This window comes from Paenibacillus terricola, from assembly GCF_014779765.1.
Lineage (GTDB): Bacteria > Bacillota > Bacilli > Paenibacillales > Paenibacillaceae > Paenibacillus_T > Paenibacillus_T terricola.
The window spans coordinates 609036-628445 of sequence record NZ_JACXZA010000004.1 but is presented as its reverse complement, the minus strand read 5'-3'; the positions used below and the strand labels follow the sequence as shown (position 1 = coordinate 628445).

General features: G+C 48.0%; 11 protein-coding genes. 2 read left to right on the top strand and 9 right to left on the bottom strand.

Annotated elements, in window-relative coordinates; genetic code table 11:
- Positions 1-311 precede the first annotated feature (311 nt).
- The 8 genes from argB to H8B09_RS18930 all read right to left on the bottom strand — a co-directional run bounded on the left by argB (position 312) and on the right by H8B09_RS18930 (position 10353).
- Positions 312-1097, bottom strand: coding sequence for an acetylglutamate kinase (argB, locus tag H8B09_RS18965; protein WP_191205102.1), 786 nt, complete (start codon positions 1095-1097; stop codon positions 312-314).
- 21 nt (positions 1098-1118) lie between these two features.
- Positions 1119-2351 carry a bifunctional ornithine acetyltransferase/N-acetylglutamate synthase gene (argJ, locus tag H8B09_RS18960; protein WP_191205101.1) on the bottom strand — a complete coding sequence of 411 codons (1233 nt, stop codon included), beginning with the start codon at positions 2349-2351 and terminating at the stop codon, positions 1119-1121.
- Between the two features lie 278 nt (positions 2352-2629).
- Positions 2630-3682, bottom strand: coding sequence for an N-acetyl-gamma-glutamyl-phosphate reductase (gene argC / locus H8B09_RS18955; protein ID WP_224753731.1), 1053 nt, complete (start codon positions 3680-3682; stop codon positions 2630-2632).
- A gap of 225 nt (positions 3683-3907) precedes the next feature.
- A complete protein-coding gene (locus H8B09_RS18950; protein ID WP_191205100.1) occupies positions 3908-4807 on the bottom strand; it encodes a YitT family protein in 900 nt (299 codons plus the stop codon).
- 328 nt (positions 4808-5135) lie between these two features.
- Positions 5136-6255 (bottom strand): peptide chain release factor 2 gene (gene prfB / locus H8B09_RS18945; protein WP_191205099.1). Its coding sequence is split into 2 segments (ribosomal slippage): positions 5136-6182 and positions 6184-6255, totalling 1119 coding nucleotides; the frame shifts between segments, so codons are not numbered across the junction.
- 257 nt (positions 6256-6512) lie between these two features.
- Positions 6513-9026, bottom strand: coding sequence for a preprotein translocase subunit SecA (secA, locus tag H8B09_RS18940; RefSeq protein ID WP_191205098.1), 2514 nt, complete (start codon positions 9024-9026; stop codon positions 6513-6515).
- Positions 9027-9312: 286 nt separating this feature from the next.
- Positions 9313-9858, bottom strand: coding sequence for a ribosome hibernation-promoting factor, HPF/YfiA family (gene hpf / locus H8B09_RS18935; RefSeq protein WP_191205097.1), 546 nt, complete (start codon positions 9856-9858; stop codon positions 9313-9315).
- A 297-nt stretch (positions 9859-10155) separates the two neighbouring features.
- The gene (locus H8B09_RS18930; protein WP_015847290.1) at positions 10156-10353 is read right to left on the bottom strand and encodes a cold-shock protein; all 198 of its coding nucleotides are present in this window, start codon (positions 10351-10353) and stop codon (positions 10156-10158) included.
- A 240-nt stretch (positions 10354-10593) separates the two neighbouring features.
- On the opposite strand from H8B09_RS18930, the gene H8B09_RS18925 reads away from it, so the two are divergent.
- Positions 10594-14292 (top strand): FlgD immunoglobulin-like domain containing protein, encoded by a 3699-nt coding sequence (locus tag H8B09_RS18925; RefSeq protein ID WP_191205096.1) that lies wholly within the window; start codon positions 10594-10596, stop codon positions 14290-14292.
- A 168-nt stretch (positions 14293-14460) separates the two neighbouring features.
- A complete protein-coding gene (locus H8B09_RS18920; protein ID WP_224753730.1) occupies positions 14461-16386 on the top strand; it encodes a glycosyltransferase in 1926 nt (641 codons plus the stop codon).
- 72 nt (positions 16387-16458) lie between these two features.
- Here the strand turns inward: H8B09_RS18920 and H8B09_RS18915 are convergent, their stop codons facing one another.
- The gene (locus H8B09_RS18915; protein WP_191205094.1) at positions 16459-19356 is read right to left on the bottom strand and encodes an IPT/TIG domain-containing protein; all 2898 of its coding nucleotides are present in this window, start codon (positions 19354-19356) and stop codon (positions 16459-16461) included.
- Positions 19357-19410 lie beyond the last annotated feature (54 nt).

The window sequence follows — 19410 nt, the reverse complement described above, 5'->3', positions numbered from 1 at the left end:
TGAGGATCGGAGCGTAGTGATTTGCTACGTGAGAACCGGAAGTCTCTGCTTCATCCAAGATTCGACGCCGAATACGCTACTTGTGATGCTTCGTGATCAAAAGCGGACTTTTTGAACTTCCTCTACAAAATGCGCGTTCAAAAAGTTCGCTTTTCAGCACCGAGAAGGTTGGAGCAAGCAGGGAATGAGGATCGGAGCGTAGTGATTTGCTACGTGAGAACCGGAAGTCTCTGCTTCATCCAAGATTCGACGCCGAATACGCTACTTGTGATGCTTCGTGATCAAAAGCGGACTTTTTGAACTTCCTCTATCTAACGCACGATTCGTGTGCCTACGCCGCCTTCAAGCACCGCACGCGTCAGAACGCCCGGCTCATCACCTTTGACGATGACAACCTCGCTGACACGGCCTTGAATGCATTGAATCGCTGCGCGCACTTTCGGAATCATGCCGCCATAAATTTCGCCTGAAGCAATCATTGCTTCAATCTCTGCAACGGTTACGGTTGGCAGAACTTGCTTCTCTCCATCCACCGTTTTCAAAATGCCCGGCACGTCGGTTACAACGATCATTCGCTCTACACCAAGATGGGAAGCAACGGCTCCCGCCGCCGTGTCAGCGTTGATGTTGTAACGTTGAGCAGCATCATCGATGCCGATTGGCGCGATGACCGGTATGTAGCCCATGCCCATAACGCCTTCAATAACAGCGGCGTTCACGTCCGTAACGTCGCCGACAAAGCCGATCTCGTCCGCATTCGCAACAGGCTTCGCTTGAATCAGCTTGCCGTCAACGCCAGACAGACCAAGCGCCTTTGCGCCGTTCAGTTGGATTTTGCGAACGATCTCTTTGTTGATCTTGCCTGCAAGCACCATCTCCACGACATCAAGAACGTCGTCGTTCGTCTTGCGCAAGCCGTTCACAAACTCGGTCTCGATGCCGAGCTTGCCAAGCGTATCGCTAATCGCAGGGCCGCCGCCGTGTACGATAACAGGACGAACGCCCGACTGTTGAAGCTCTTTGAGCTCTGCAAAAAATGCATTCGGCAGTGCAGCGAGCGTGCTGCCGCCGCATTTCATAACAAAACGTTGTTCCATCTCGATCCGTTCTCCTTCGCCTTACGTCCGGTATGCTGCGTTGATGCGGACGTAATCATACGTCAGATCGCAGCCCCATGCTGTTGCCGAACCTTCGCCCATATGCAGGTCGACGTGAATGACGACCGTGTCGCCTTTCAAATACTCGAGCGCCGCCTCTTCATCAAAGCCGATTGGACGCGATTGTTCCAACGTTACAATATCGCCAAGCCGGATATCGACCGTCTCAGGGTTAACGGGCTGACCCGCACGGCCTACAGCCGCAATAATACGTCCCCAGTTCGCATCCGCGCCGAATACAGCGGATTTCACGAGCGAGGAACCGATAACCGTCTTCGCGATTGCTTGTGCAGCATCGTCGCTCACTGCGCCGCGTACTTGCACTTCAACGAGCTTCGTTGCGCCTTCGCCGTCGCGAGCGATTGCCTTCGCAAGCACCTCGCATACATAGCGCAGAGCTTCTGCGAATGCATTCCAGCCCGGATGCGCTGGCGTCAGCGTCGTGTTGCCTGCAAGACCGCTTGCCATTGCAACAAGCATGTCGTTCGTACTGGTGTCACCGTCAACCGTAATCATATTGAACGACAGATCCGTCGCTTGACGAAGCAGCGTCGTCAACTCAGCGCTGCCGATTGCAGCGTCCGTCGTTACGAAGCCGAGCATCGTCGCCATGTTCGGATGAATCATGCCGGAGCCCTTCGCGGCGCCTGCAATATGAACAACTTGTCCATCCAACTCAAGGCGTACGCAAGCTGTTTTCTCAACAAGATCCGTCGTTAGAATCGCTTGATTGAAGTCCGCTGCACCTTGTACATCTGCAGCCAACTTGGCCGGGAGTTTCGCTATACCGTCACGAACGCGGTCCATCTTCAGGTTCTCGCCAATTACGCCAGTTGATGCAACTGCAATGTGTGCTGCCGGTACGCCGATTGCTTCCGCAAACTTCGCACGCATCTCGAATGCGTCAGCGTCACCCTGCTTGCCCGTGCAGGCATTAGCGTTACCGCTGTTAACGATTACGCCGCGCAGCAGGCCCTCTTCGCCAATGCTCTCCTTCGTTACACGGATAGGAGCGGCTTGGAATACGTTCGTCGTATATACGCCTGCTGCCGATGCCGGCACTTCACAAATAATCGCGCCCAGGTCATGGCGCGTTGTTTTCTTTAAACCGCAATGCAGGCCGCCAGCCTGGAAGCCGCGGGGTGTCGTGACGCTGCCGTCAGCCACGATGTCGAAAAGGTTGTTGCTTGCCATCGTTGTGTCTCCTTTAGGATGTAATAAGTGCCTGGGTTCGTTTCGTTTTGATTAGATTGTGTGCGATGTAAGTTCAAAAGAGAAAAGTGCTATATGCAGACACCGCTCCGCGTGCGATACATTCTTCCGATCGCTGTTGTCCTCGGATTGTTCTGATTGTATAGATTCAGAAATGGTAACAATCCGAGTGACAAAGGCGAACGTTGACACTTCTCCAGAATGTATTCGCCCGCTTCGCTCCGTGCTGGTGCGCGGCACTTCTAACATCCTAAGGGTACTTATGGATAGACCGGTACAAAGTTGAGGCCTAGCGTTTCGTCCCAGCCCATGGAGAGGTTGAGGTTTTGGATCGCTTGACCTGCTGCGCCTTTGACGAGGTTGTCGATGACGGAAACGATGGTGACACGGCCAGTGCGAGGATCGTTGATAAAGCCGATATCGCAGTAGTTGGAGCCCCATACTTCCTTCGTTTTCGGCCATTTGCCCGTGTCGCGGACGCGGACGAATTTGCGGCCCTCATAGTATTGACGGTACAGCTGAACGAAGTCGTCGTCACCGTGATCACCAATAACAGTTGCATACATGGTGGACATGATGCCCCGTGTCATCGGAACCAAGTGTGTCGTAAAAGTTGTTGTAACAGGCTTGCCAGCGATATCCGTCAGCACTTGCTCGATCTCTGGGATATGCTGATGCTTGTTTACTTTGTACGCGCTGAAGTTCTCGTTAAGCTCGGAGTAGTGCGTGCCCAGGCTCGCACCGCGGCCTGCGCCGGATACGCCCGACTTGGCATCGATAATGATCGTAGCCGGATCAATCCAGCCCGCAGCTACTGCCGGAACAAGACCGAGCAGCGTTGCCGTCGGGAAGCATCCTGGGTTCGAAATCAGGTCTACGCCCTGTACGCGGTCCCCGTAAACTTCTGCAAGTCCGTATACAGCTTGAGCGAGATACGCTTCGTCAGCCGGAGTCTTCTTATACCACTGCTCATACAGAGCAGGCGATTTCAAACGGTGGTCGCCGGAAATGTCGATAACCTTCAGTCCCGCTTCCAGCAGTTCAGGCGTCAGCTTCGCTGCAATGCCTGCTGGCGTTGCAAGGAATACGACATCTGCCTTCGCGCGGATTGCCTTCGCATCAACGCCATCCAGCAGGTCGGTCCGAATCTCAACTAGATGCGGAAAACCGTCTGCGATCGGTGTTCCTTCGCTCGAAGATGATACAACCGACGTCACTTGGACGTACGGGTGACTGGCCAGCAGACGGATCAATTCTACGCCGCCGTAGCCAGTAGAGCCAATAATGGCTGCGTTCAATGTATGGTTGCTCATTAACGTCTCTCCCATCGTTATTGAAGCTTTATTTATGCTTGGACTTATTTCCCTAATAACCCATTGTACATGATTCCGAGCCAAAGTGAAATGAACGATTCCGTTTCTAACTTCGTATTATTATACATCCACACTAATATAAATACAACGACAAAAAAGCGGCTTTTTCCGCGCCGCTATGCGCTTTGTCGTAGTTTGTCGAGCAAACCTGCATGCAAGGCGTATTCACTCGATTTTGAACCCCTGACCAATGACTTCTGCAGTCTGGCTGATGATGACGAATGCGCCTGGGTCGACGGAACGAATGATCGCTTTGAGTTTCGGCACTTCGTTCTGACTGACGACGACCATCAATACGGTGCGCTGCTGTCCCGTATAGCCGCCATGCGCATCAAGCTCGGTCAATCCGCGGTCAAGCTGCGTCAGCACAACGTCGGCAAGTTCCTCCGTGCGATCGCTTATAATGAAGGCAACTTTGGAGAGCGCAAGGCCCGTTTGAAGCAGATCGATCGTTTTGCTCGTAACGAACAACGCGATCAAGGCGTACAGTGCATTTTCCGGTGAGATAAAAATACCTGCCAGGAGGATCACAAGTCCATCAAAACAAACAACGGTTATGCCAAGCGACATTCCCGTGTATTTGTGAAGGATTTGAGCCGCAAGGTCTGTGCCGCCTGTCGAACCGCGCCCGCGGAAAACAAGTCCAAGACCAAGTCCAACACCGACGCCCCCATAAACAGCCGCAAGAAGCGGATTATCTGTCGGCGGCGGCCAATGAGCAGTCAACAATACGAATAAAGGCAGCATAAAAGACCCGAGCAATGTCTTAAGCGCGAACCGTTTGCCCAGCAGCCATAGTCCGGCAAAGAACAGCGGTATATTAATCGTCCACTGGGTGAACGCAGGTTGAATCCCGAGTGCTTGCTTGACGATAATGGATAAGCCAGAGACCCCGCCAGAGGCGATGCCATTCGGGACCAGGAACAGATTGAAGCTTGCTGCGATAATAAAAGCGCCAACAAGCAGCTGGGCGATCGCCCATATCGCTTGCGTAAGCGGATTCGACGGCCCGGTGGCGCGGCGCCGGCGCGCTCGAGAGGATTTGGGCATTGCGGGTTGATTCATGATGTCGGGCCTCCTAGGACGAGTAACATTCTATAGATAAGATTGCGTTAACATTATATACATCCTTATCGCACAGGGATAGCATTTTTGTAGAAGCCTAGAGTAGTAATGTAGACAGCGGTATGGTTAGTATCGTTCAGAAAAGGGGGATATATGAAACGGCCCTTCGATCGGTAAGCAAATAAAAAAGCCTGCCCTATTCAGCAGACTTAGAATTTGAGTGTAAGAAAAAAGCAACCCGTACAGGCTAATTGCCTGACGGGTTGCTTTCACTCCTAATCAATCCTTTGGAGGTCTAGCTACCAAAGAATTGCTGTGTATGAAATTCTCACTCCCCTGAAGGCTCCTGCCGAATCTGGCTGCGCAGATAGCCATCGATGAAAGCATTCAGGTCGCCGTCCATAACTGCGCCTACATTACCAGTCTCCACGCCAGTGCGGTGATCCTTAACCATGCTGTACGGGTGGAACACATAGGAACGAATCTGGCTGCCCCAAGCGATATCCGACTGTTCGCCGCGAATCTCGGCTAGATGCTTCTGCTGTTCTTCGATCTTCTGCTCATACAGCTTGGAACGCAGCATCTTCATCGCTTGTTCGCGGTTCTGAATCTGGGAGCGCTGGGTCTGGCAGGAAACGACGATGCCTGTAGGCATATGTGTGATACGAATAGCCGATTCCGTCTTATTAATATGCTGTCCGCCTGCACCGCTGGCCCGATACGTATCAACTTTAAGATCCTCGGTACGAATCTCGATCTCAATATCATCGTCGATCTCCGGCATAATGTCACAAGATACGAATGACGTATGACGTCGGCCTGACGCATCGAATGGCGAGATACGAACGAGCCGATGCACGCCTTTCTCCGCTTTCAAGTAGCCATATGCATTGTATCCCTTAACCAAGATCGTTACGCTCTTGATTCCCGCTTCGTCACCATCCAGATAATCGAGCAGTTCAACCTTGAAGCCACTCTTCTCTGCCCAGCGTGTATACATGCGGTACAGCATTTGCGCCCAATCCTGCGACTCGGTGCCGCCAGCACCTGGATGAAGCTCAAGAATGGCATTCAGCTTATCATACGGTTGGTTGAGCAGCAGCGTCAGCTCGAATTCGCTAATGCGCTCGACAAGAGACTGTACGCCTTGTGTCAGTTCAGCCTCAAGCGAATCGTCGCTTTCCTCTTCAGCCAGCTCCAACATCATCGTGAGTTCCTCATGATCTGACGCCAGCTTCTCATACTTCTCTACCGTTGACTTGACTGCGTTCAGTTCTGCAATGACCGCTTGCGCTTTGTCATTATCGTCCCAAAAATCCGGTGCCGTCATCTTCTCCTCGAAGTTGGCGATCATCTCCTGCTTCAGATCGAAGTCAAAGAGACCCCCTGAGCTCTTGGAGTCGCTTCGCCATCTCACGCAGGTCTTGCTTGACCTTAATATCTATCATGGTTCGCTTCACCTCAAAATCGTTGTTTCAACGTTATTAGTACAGCTGTGCTGCTACAAGCTATGCCCTATAGCAAACGGATGTGAACAGAGGCGGAGCGCGCGATTGAAGCTGTGCGCGTCCGCCATCTGATCCTTACGGCTATATGACGTTAATGATTCATCGCTTAAAACTTTGTCGGCATTAAGATTTGGGATCATTAACTTTACTGAGCATTAACTTTATTGCGCATTAAACGTTATGATCGTTAATGCTTGTTAAGCTTTGCCGTGGCACAGCTTATATTTCTTGCCGCTGCCGCAAGGACATGGATCGTTACGACCGATTCGGTCAGCTTCTGAAGCTTTAGCCGGACGCTTCGCCGCTGGTTCGCCGCTGCCGCCTGATTCCGTCTGACCCTTCGCAACTTCTTGACGCTCGAGGTTATTCTCGACATGCGCCTTCATAATGTATTTGGTAATCTCTTCTTGAATGTTCTCGATCATCTCTTGGAACATCTCGAAGCCTTCGAACTGGTACTCACGCAGCGGATCGGTACCGCCGTATGCACGAAGGTGGATACCTTGACGGAGTTGATCCATTGCATCGATATGGTCCATCCACTTCGAGTCTACCGCGCGAAGCGCAACAACCTTCTCGAACTCACGCATCGTCTCCGTGCCGATCTGTTCTTCACGCTCGTCGTACAGCTTCTCGACTTTGCTAAAGAGCAGGTCGGTGATTTCTTCCGTTTCCTTGCCCCACAACTCTTCCTTCGTCAGCGTGCCCTCTTGCAGCAGGTTGCCATGCGCGTAATCCACAATTGCCTGCAGATCCCATTCCTCTGGAATGTCGCCTTCGCAGTGTGCAGCAACGATACGTTCAATAACCGGCTTGATCATCTCAATGACGATGAGGCGGATATTCTCCGACTCCAGCACTTCACGGCGCTGTTTGTAGATGATTTCACGCTGTTGGTTCATGACATCGTCGTATTGCAGGACAACTTTACGCATATCGAAGTTGTTGCCCTCAACGCGCTTCTGAGCCGATTCAACGGCACGAGAGATCATACGGCTCTCGATTGGTTGATCTTCGTCGAAGCCGAGGCGCTCCATCATGCCCATGATGTTCTCCGCACCGAAGCGGCGCATCAGTTCATCTTCAAGCGACAGATAGAACTGCGAAGAACCCGGGTCGCCTTGACGGCCTGCACGACCGCGAAGCTGATTATCGATTCGGCGGCTCTCATGGCGCTCCGTACCGATAATGTGAAGACCACCGAGTTCACTTACGCCCTCGCCAAGCAAAATATCTGTACCGCGGCCAGCCATGTTCGTTGCGATCGTAACCGCTCCCCATTGGCCAGCGTGCGAGATAATCTCTGCTTCTTCGGCATGGTACTTCGCGTTGAGTACTTTATGCTGGATGCCGCGTTTCTTCAGCATCTCGGATACACGCTCAGAGTTCTCGATCGATACGGTACCGACGAGCACTGGCTGATTGTTCGCATGGCGTTTGACGATTTCTTCGACAACCGCTTTGAACTTGCCATTCTCCGATTTGTATACGACGTCCGGTGTATCCTTACGGATGTTCGTCCGGTTCGTCGGGATTTGAATGACCTCGAGGCCGTAAATTTTCTTGAACTCTTCTTCCTCTGTCTTCGCCGTACCCGTCATGCCGGCCAGCTTGCGGTACATACGGAAGTAGTTCTGGAACGTGATCGTTGCGAGCGTCATGCTCTCGTTCTGCACCTTGATCTGTTCCTTCGCTTCAATCGCTTGGTGCAGACCATCGCTGTAACGACGGCCAGCCATCAGACGGCCAGTAAATTCGTCGACGATAACTACTTCTTCATCCTGAACAACATAGTCAACATCGCGTTTCATAATGTTATGTGCTTTGAGTGCTTGTTGGATATGATGATTGAGCAGAACGTTCGCGTGGTCGAACAGGTTCTCGATCGCGAATGCTTTCTCCGCTTTCTCAACGCCTGCTTCAGTCATTGTAACGTTACGCAGCTTGATGTCGATCGTGAAGTCTTCTTCCACTTTCAAACGCGAAACGAAACGGTCTGCTGCAAAATACATTTCCGTTGACTTCGCTGCTTGACCGGAAATGATAAGCGGCGTTCTTGCTTCATCGACGAGAATGGAGTCCACTTCGTCAATGATCGCGAAGTAGAGCGGACGCTGAACCATTTGTTCCTTATAAAGAACCATGTTATCGCGCAGGTAGTCGAATCCGAATTCGTTATTCGTACCATACGTAATATCGCATGCATAGGCTTCTTGTTTCTGAGCATGCGTCAGGCCATGAAGGTTACAGCCTACTGTCAAGCCAAGGAACTCATATACTTGACCCATGAGCGCGCTATCGCGCTGTGCCAAGTAATCATTGACCGTAACGACGTGCACGCCCTTGCCGAGCAGCGCGTTCAAATAAACCGGCAGCGTACCGACAAGCGTTTTACCTTCACCGGTTTTCATCTCGGAGATCTTGCCTTCGTGCAGCACCATACCACCGATCAACTGTACGTCAAAATGACGCATGCCGAGCGTACGCTTAGCCGCTTCGCGAACGGTAGCGAACGCTTCTGGCAGCAGATCATTCAGATCCTCGCCCTTCTCCAGGCGCGCTCTATACTCTGCCGTCTTGCCGCGCAGCTCTTCGTCCGACAGTCCCGTGAACTTTGACTCTATTCCGTTAATCTCCTCGACGGTGCGCATCAACCGTTTAATCTCGCGCTCATTCGCATCGCCGAATATTTTCTTCACCAATCCGAGCATCAGCAACCGCCCTTCCTTTCATCGTTCCCCGTCTTCTATAAACGTCAAACTTATGTCTGTCTTCTGCCTCAGCGGTCGCCGAGTAATCAGATGACGACCTTTGCGCTATCTCTTAATGCATAAATTGTAACAGTTTGTGAACCTTGTCGCAATGAGCCGAATAGCGTTTCCAGTATTGCCATAAGACTCAATTGCTGCTTAATAGTTGAAAACCCCTCTTCCTGTAAGGAAAAGGGGCTTGATTTACCCGAATATGTCCTGCATATATTTTCGTTTCATTAATATACTAGCTCTGTTCAATAAGCCCGTATCTGCCATCATGGCGTCTGTAAACGACGTTTACCTCTTTCGTATCCGCATTCGCGAAGACGAAGAAATTATGCCCGACCATGTTCATCTGAAGGATTGCCTCTTCCACATCCATCGGCTTTAACGTGACTTGCTTCGTGCGAACGACCTCGAAGTCTTCCTCATCTTCCAGTACGCGCGCGGCAGAACCCGAATCCCTGAAGAAGGTGCGAATGCCGCTCTCGTTGCGGATTTTACGATTAACCTTCGTCTTGTGCTTCCGGATTTGACGTTCCAGTTTGTCCACTACTTCGTCAATGGAAGCATACATGTCCTCGCTCTTCACTTCTGCCCGAAGCATGACACCTGTAAGCGGTATCGTAACTTCGACTGCGTGGTATCCTTTGGTTACCGATAGGGTAACGTTTGTTTCGGAGGTGATTGGTGCTTCAAAATACTTTTCCAGGCGGCTGATCTTCTTCTCGACGTACTCGCGCAGCGCTTCCGTCACTGGTAGGTTTTGACCTCGAATGTTGTATTTCATGGGGCACTCCTCCTTTACTTGTTCTTATTATAACATATGATATCGGCCTCGAACATAAGTATTTTCAGTTATTTGTGAATTTTCTGAAAAATCATTACGGAAACGCTCTATTGTTTCGAGTCCGACCCTCAAAATACTGCATTCTTTTCGCTATGAAATTGATGGAATTAGTCGAGTTTTGAGCTTTCCTGATCCTGGCGATTGAAAGACATAAGAAAACCCCGGGGAACCCGGGGTTTCGTCGCTCATGTCTGGTGTGGACACCATCTATGAAGTGGGCTTATAATAAGCCGATAATTACAGTTTAACTACGTTTGCAGCTTGTGGACCACGTGCGCCTTCGACGATGTCGAATTCTACAGCTTGGCCTTCTTCCAGCGTTTTGAAGCCTTCAGCTTGGATTGCGGAGAAGTGTACGAAAACGTCGCCACCTTGTTCCGTCTCGATGAATCCGTAGCCTTTTTCTGCGTTAAACCATTTTACTTTACCTTGCATGCATAACATTCCCTTCATCTTCAAATGCTGTGTCCGGCCTTGATGTTAGGCCCACAACACGAATATACCTTGACTTCATATAATTGTCAAACATTTTTTTGAAAACGGATACAAGAGCATGAAACAAGGACTTTCGACCCTTATAAACCAAGACTTTAGTAATAAAAAATTAGTAGAAACTCTCATTTCCCTCCTTCTTAAAGCCGATATTTAAAGCATTACCATACAGGAGGGTCTATCATGGCTTTAAAATCTCGCAAGTGGAAAATTGCGCTCGCTGCTTTAGTTACAGCGCAAAGTCTCGCCTTCGCTTCCCCTGTTGCATTCGGGGAGCAATCCAGTAATCAGTCAGGCGAGGTGTACAATGCAAACCTTCCTTATATAGAAGGAGAGCTAATCGTGAAATTCAAGCCTGGCGTGAATCCCGACACAGTAGCCGAAGTCGTGAATGGCGACGTTGCCGCTGGTGCAGCCAGTGGTCCACTCGATGTTTCGACGATTGAACTCGCTCCAGGTGCCACTGTAGCTACAGAATTGCCTAAACTGCAGGCAGATGCACGAGTCGAGTATGCAGAACCTAACTATATCGGCACCGTATTCGACAACCCATCCGACACACGTTATGCCGAGCAGTGGTACGTACCTAGAGTCAAAGCCGATCAAGCATGGAACACCACCACCGGGAGCCAAAGTACAGTCGTTGCCGTTATCGACACAGGCGTTGACTCCGACCATCCCGATCTCGTAACCAACCTAGTAGCAGGCTATAATACGATAGACAATACGACTAACACGGAAGATATTCATAGTCATGGCACCCATGTAGCAGGCATTATTGCTGCAACGATGAATAACGGCCAAGGAATAGCAGGCATTGCTGCTTCAAGCAAAATCATGCCCCTTAAAGCAATGAACGACGGCGGAACAGGATCATCACTGGATGTTATTGAGGCTATTCAATGGGCTACTGACCATGGCGCTTCTATTATAAATATGAGCCTAGGTTTCAGCAGCTACTCGCAAGCTATGCAGGATGCCGTGAATTATGCAAATAGCCATGGCGTATTGGTCGTAGCTGCCGCGGGGAACAACAATTCTTCGGCTGCGAACTATCCGGCTGCATTAGACAATGTTATTAGTGTCGTTGCAACGGATCAGAACAATAAGAAGGCAAGCTTCTCCAACTATGGATCAACAGTCGACATTTCCGCGCCAGGCACCGAAATATTGAGTACCGTTCCAGGCGGCGGTTACGAGTACAAGCAGGGTACATCTATGGCGTCTCCTGTAGTAGCAGGCGCTGCCGCTCTTGTCTGGTCTCATCACCCTGAACTCGGAACAGCAGACCTTACCCGCTTGCTCATGACGACTACAGTTGATCTCGGCACTGTCGGACGAGATAACACATTTGGCTACGGGCTGGTCGACGTTAACGCCGCATTAAACGCTAATCCTAATGCTAATACGCTTGGCCTGAGATTTAATCAAATATCGGCCAATCCATTCGGACCAACCGGCTCTAATACAACTTCTGTATCCTATTCACTGGATAAATCAGCATCTGTTTCTATCAAAATCTACGACTCGGCCATGAATCTGGTTAAAACTGTTCAAACCAATGTCACGAAAAGCGCCGGCACATATACCTTTACCTGGAATGGCAAAAACAATTCGAACGCGCTCGTGCCATCCGGCGACTACCAGATCGAGCTTGACGCTTCAGCAAGCGGGATCGGATTCCAGACCCAGTACGCCACCATTACGGTCGATAGCGAAGCACCTGCTTTGGAAGGTTTCAAACACTTTTATTATGAAGGTGGGGTATTCGGATATGAATATGAGTTGTCAGAAGATAGCTTAGTTACAGTAACGGCATACAATAATCTGAATAAACTCGTGTATACCTTCTTATCGAACGAGCCGCAGAGTGCTGGATACAACTCGGTCATTATTCATGATACTGCCAACAATATCGGCATCACAGCTGAAGGTAAATATACATACCGTGTAGAGGCAAAAGACTCCGCGGGTCACGTAACGAAAATTGAAAAGTTTGGTTATATCAATTATAAAGGGCCGTACTTAACGTCGGTCAGCGCAACAGTAAATCCCTTTAAGCCGACTGGAACGAATACTTCAGCGATCAAATATACATTGTCCGATGACGCCGCTATTACAGTAACGCTTCAAAATGCCGATGGAGTCATCGTACGTACACTTATTGACCATGTGTCGCAAACATTAGGTTCAAAATCAGTTGCTTGGAATGGCAAAAACGATTCCGGATTAATTGTGCCAGACGGAATCTATACCTATCTCATTACTGCGGAGATCGATGAATTTGGATTCCGCAATGTAGCAACAGGAACCATTACAGTCGATACCACAGCTCCTGCGATTACTGAGCTAGCCGCATCAACTGAGCTATTCGAGCCTAACGGCAGCAATTCGATTACCTTTAACTACACGCTCTCTGAACCTGGAAAAACAACCGTTACATTAATTAACAGCAGTAACGCTACTGTTAAAACGTTCGCCAGCAATGCAGCTACAACGACCGGCACTCAGACGCTGACTTGGGACGGTAAAACCTCCTCAACTGCATTTGCACCAGACGGAACGTATACGTTAAAAGTAACGACGACCGATACTGTCGGTTTGACCGCAACGCAATCGGTTTCCTTCTCAATTGAATCGGGCGCCCCGAAAATCACTTCGGTCAGCGCAACACCGAATCCTTTCAAGGTAACAGGGACAGCCAATGCTACAATAAAATACACGCTGTCCGAACCAGTAGCCGCAACCGTTCTTATTGTTAATTCACAAGGCAATGTCGTTCGCACGCTCGCGAATGCAACAGCCCAAACGACTGGCACCAAGTCTATCACTTGGAATGGCAAAAACGATGCGGGCGCACTTGTCGAGGATGGAACATACACGTATAAGATTTCGGTTGAGGATGGAACCGGACTAACGGCTGAGTCGCAGGGAACGATCACAACCGACAAAACAACACCTGTGATTAGCAATCTATCCGCATCACCTTCCGTCTTCGCTCCTACCGGTAGCAATAGCCTGACGATCGGCTTTAACGTATCCGAGAGCGGCAAGACGACCGTAGCAATTGTCAACAGCAAGAACGCAACGGTGAAGACGCTCTGGAGCAGCAAAGCTACAGAAGCTGGGGCCCAAACGGTTGAATGGGACGGTAAAGTTACGACAACGACATTCGCTACCGACGGCGCTTATTCCATCAAAGTAACGACAACAGATGCTGTCGGCTTCACTAGTACACAGTCGGTTCCGTTCGATATTGAGACTGGCGCTCCAAAGATTACGTCCGTAAGTGCAACGCCTGCTTTGTTGAAAGTGACCGGAACATCAACCGCTACCATTAAGTACACGTTGTCCGAGGAAGCCAATGTAACGATTAACATTTATAATGCTGAAGGCATTCTTGTACGGACACTGTATCAAGCCGCTACAACTGCCGGCGCCAAATCAATTGCTTGGAATGGCAAGAACGATGCAGGAGCACTTGTCGAGGATGGCACGTATACTTACAAGATTAATGCCATTGATCTTGAGGGCCACTCGGCTGAGGAAGCGTCCGGCACGATCGATACTGATAAAACCGCTCCTAGCGTAACTAATTTATCGGCATCCCCGATGACGATTGCAGTTGGCGGAACGACAACAATCGGATATACAATCTCCGAGGCAAGCAAAGTAACGATCGCTGTGTATACTTCTACGAACACGTTAGTTCGAACTATTCAATCTAGTACTCAACAAGATGCCGGCTCTTATACAGCAGCTTGGAACGGCACAAAATCAACCAACGTCGCAGCAGCTGCAGGAATCTATACGGTTAAAATAACCGTTATCGACGCTGCAGGATTTCAAACGGTGGCAACAATCAACGTAACTGTTCAATAACCACTTAACAAAAGCGATTGCATCCCTCGATCAATCGCTTTTGTTATTTTTAAGGAAGCATCCGGCCTATCTGTAGAACGCAAATGCCGTTGCGTTCTTTGATTAATTGACACATGGCTGCAATCCGATATATTAAATAGAATCAACGACACATCTTCTGGAGGACCTATGTGCAATTTAATATCGTTATGTATGATCGTCAAGAATGAAGAGAATGTCCTGGCCCGATGTCTGGATAGCGTGAAAACGCTTGTAGATGAAATCATTATTGTTGATACGGGTTCTAACGACCAAACAAAACAAATTGCGCTTCAATACACCGATCGCGTATACGATTTCTGCTGGAATAATGATTTTGCGGCTGCACGCAACGAATCTATCCGCCACGCCACAGGTAAATGGATCCTAGTTCTGGATGCCGATGAGTATATGAGCACAGATGGACATCAGCAACTTCGTGACCTATTACAGAACAACGCTAATATAAACCACCCAATCGGATTCACCTTGAATATTTTGAATTTTACCGGAAGTGGTTATGACGAACAAAATGTAATGGCCTCGACGGGAGCCCGTTTATTTTTCAATGACGGTTCCATCCGTTATAACGGTATCATTCACGAGCAACTCGTTTCAAATCTAGGACATATTTCTTTCTCGCCATTGCCGATCACAACTACTATTTATCATACTGGCTATACTGATTCTATCGTACGTAACAAGAATAAGTCGGAGCGTAACCTAGCCTTATTCGAGAAAATAAATACAATTGAAAAACAGCATGATCCGTACTTCTGTTTTACGCTCGGAAATGAATATAGTAATGCTGAACGTAATAGCGAGGCATTGACCATATATCGACGTTCTTATGCAAAATCCAAACCAGCTGATGCATGGTACTATCATCTTCTAGACCGGTACATTTCATTACTTCTAAAAGAGGGCAAACATAGTGAAGCTTCATCCCTCTTGAAAAAGGAAATTAAACTAGCCCCACTCAATACGGATCTCCACTGTATGGAGGGCCTGCTTTATGAAACGTTAGGTCTATGGACTGCAGCTGAGGAGAAGTTTCTGCATTGTATTGACATCTCAAATCGATTTGTATCGAATGGTAGATCACTTCAACACAAACCCGTTCAACCAACCTATGCACAAATCGTTCCACATCAGATGTTAGCCGAAATCGCACGTAAAAGAGGAGACTTCTCGAGAGCCATAAATCATTGGGTGAAGACACTACAGTTGCAGCCCAAAAACTATAACGTTCTGCAGCGCCTTATTGAGCATCTACTACTATTTGAACCTGTTGATGCGGTGATTCCTTTCATTGAGCGAATATACCCGCCACAAGATCAGCTTAATTCCATCGTTTTATTTAAAATTTCATTGAAAATCGGAAACCGCAAGCTCATTGAACATTATGGATATCAAATAGATGAATTACATATAAATCTAGATATATCCGATTTACTAATCAGAAGAATGTCTCAAAAAGAATCGCTTCACGAGTACATTCAACATGACCTTCAATCTGTACCTGATTCGTTAGCAGTTACCTCAGCCATTCTTAGCAAGAATCTTAATTTCATACCGGCGAGCTGGTATAACTTCGAAGTATGCAAGCAACTCTCTGTTCAAGCAATGTTAGTCCTTGAACAAAAAGATTGGAACCAAGAAACTATTATCGAAAACGAAGAATTATTGGCAAATGTAATATTAAACATGTGGAAATATGAATATATCGCCGAATATACAGCTCTTATACAAAATATGGCGAATACGGAAACAATAAATTTTATAGCTAATTGGTTTTATGATCATGGACTGATAGAATTAGCAATCGATCTCTACAGCATATTACTGGATAATGAAGCTTTACAAGCACAAGGGCATGCTAATGTTGGTCAATGGTACTACAATAACGGCAATACATCTGATGGAACAATGTTTTACAAGGCTGCGTTTGCTACAGCTCCAAGTTTGGATGTAATAGGTAGAATTAAAGAAAACGCGGACAAAACCGATTACCGCTCGTTTTCCCCTAATTACTTTAATATGTTTCCTGACAAATCCACTTGTGTATTTCTCTAGTGGTCTACGGAACGTCGTTAGGGCACAGCAAAAAGGCAGAGCTGATGTAACCATCAGCTCTGCCTTTTGCTATTAGTTATACGTAAATGTTAGCGTATTGCTCTCTTGTGTATCTGGATTTACGACTTTCACCTCAACTGTGCCGGTGTTTCCAGCAGGTACAACTACCCGTACGGTCGTCGTATTTACATATGTGACACTCGTAGCTTCTACAGAACCGAAGAACACTTTCGGTTTATTCTTGAAGTCTTTACCGTAAATATAAATCGTAGCTCCTACCTTCGCGCTTGTCGGAGTCAGACTCGTCAATGTAGGGGGAGGCGTAGTAGGCAGATCATCGTATACAAAAGTAGTCGATGCCGTCTGTCCATTTGATAATGTAACAACAAGCGGAACCGTTCCAACAGTCGAGCTTGCTGGCACCGTTACCCGCAATTGTTGAGTGCTAACATAAGCCGTAGTAGCATTTACACCGTTGATGCTTACGATTGCGGACGTGTTAAAATTCGTACCATTAACATAGATCAATGCTCCGCCGGCACGGCTCGCATTCCCTGGACTCACACCCGTAATTTGCGGAAGCACCGGTGTATATTCAAACCCACCCGTCAATGTTGCAGTACCACCGTCTTTGTTAGTTACCGTCAAGTCGACTAAACCTGGTGCAGTCGCTGCAGGTACGGTGATTCGAAGTTGTGTTGCATTCACGTATGCCGTACTGGCATTGGTGCCGCCTAACGTAACGGTAGCCCCTGACATAAAGTTCTCTCCGTTAATATAAGCGATAATTCCACCGGAAACAGTACTCGTATTGGGACTGATGTCTGTGATTTTAACCTGTGAAATAACTGGTGCGATATACTCATAGGCCTGCGGCAGCACAGCTTCTTGGTCTGTATTTGCCACTTTTACATCGACTTTACCAGCGGCATCACCTGCCGGCATAGTGAAACGCAGTGTTGTTGAGTTCACATATACCGCCGTTACTTCTTTTGATCCGATAAAAACTTTCGAAACGCCATTAACAAAGTTTGTACCATAAATGTAAACCGTATTTCCACCAGCCAGCGGACCACTAACAGGTGCAATGGATGTCACTGTTGGAGTCGGATATACAATGGGATTGTACGTATAGCTTTGTTCTTTAACGAATAACTTTCCATCCAGATCACGAACTGCAACGTCGACCGTTCCTGGTTGATCAGCGGCAGGAACCGTTAATCTCAATTGCGCATTAGTAACATATACAGTTGCTGCATCTTTACCGCCTACAACTGCTTTCATGCCTGATTTAAAGTTTTTACCATTAATGTAGATTGTATTTCCGCCAGTTACAAGCCCGGAGTTAGGAGATACAGACGTTATTTCTGGATCTGTAGACGGCGCTGCATCGTACGTATAACCTCCAGACACAGTAACACTGGTTCCATCAGGATTTGTAATCTTCACATCTACTGGACCAGCTTGCGCCCCTACCGGTACAACCACTTTCAACTGAGCGACAGAGAAGACTGAAACTGAACCGGCCTTATCTCCAAACAAAACCGTTACGCCTTTCATGAAATAATTCCCATCAATTGTAACGATATTGCTACCAGCAAGCGGTCCGTTCGGCGGAGTTATTGCAGTAACAATAGGATCAATAATATATTGATAAGAGCCCTTTGCATTTTGGCCATCTGGATTTCGAACAGCTACGTCTACTGTTCCTTGTGCTCCAGCCGGTGCCGTCACCGTAATTTCCGAGTCACTTACGACAACTACGTTTTTCGCAAGGGTAGAACCAAATGTTACAGTCGCGCCTTGAACGAAATTTTTACCTTTGATTGTAACCGTTTGTCCTCCTGCCGGAGGTCCGGAAGGCTCCGTTACGGACGTTACGATTGGAGCCGGCAGTTTGACGTCCACACTTACAACGGGAATAGCCTTAGTACGAGTCGCACCCGCATAGTCTTTGTAAGAAATATTCGAAGTCGTCAATGATATAGGCAATTTGCCTGTTTTCGTTTTACTTACCGGACGAATCTTATAAGTAAAGTTCAACGTGCTGTTCTTCAATTCGTTAAAGGTCCAAGTCAATGTATTCCCATTCACAACAGGTTTCGGAATATTATTATCATAGGAACCAGGCACAATCTCGAAATCATTACTTACTATGTCTGTCACCTTAACATCATACGCACTGGCCAAGCCGATTTCTTTGACAATGGCCGCATAGATTTCACTTAGACCCGTTGACCCCAATACAAAGTGGTGATGGTTCGCTGTCGTAGCCATATCCTTTAGCAAGATGTTGGGACCGCTTGTATCTGGGTTATCAGTTGATTTAAGCAATGCAATCGTATAGAAGATAATTCCTTCCGCTTTGGCTTGCATCGCCTTATCTTTTGCATACTGGTAAGGATCTGTAGATGGTTGCGTTGCATCTCCGTCTGTCATAATTACGATCACCGGCTGAGCCTCAGGACGGTGGTTGGCAAGCAAACCTCTCGCAACATCAATTGCATCGCCTGTAGCGGTAGATCCATTTGCCGAGATTGTATCGATATAATTTTTAGCCTGCTGTTTATCCGTTGTAAAATCAAGGCTTCCAATCATGTTCGTCGAGGAAAAATCGACGACCGCTACTCGATGTACCGATAAATCCATCAAATCGACGAAGCCTTTAGCCGCTTCTTTCGCGTTCTTCATTTTGTCTTCGCCATTGTTATAAGATGGAGCCATACTGCCCGACTTGTCAATTACTAAAACGACATCGTTTGGCACTGTCACATTAACAGGTGGTGTGCCCGTAATACTAAGTTGAACATCAACCTCATCCAATGTCGTGATTGCAGACGGATTAGCTGACTTTGTTACTGTAACGTAGTCAGTAGTCGCTGCATTTGTTTGCTGTGGCTGCAGGAATAGTCCGCTGATTGCAATCCACATCGCAAACAAGAGCATAATACCTTGCCTTGCTTTAACCATACCATTTCCCCCTAATATGTAATAAAAAAAAACAATAGCAGGTTGCTATTGTTT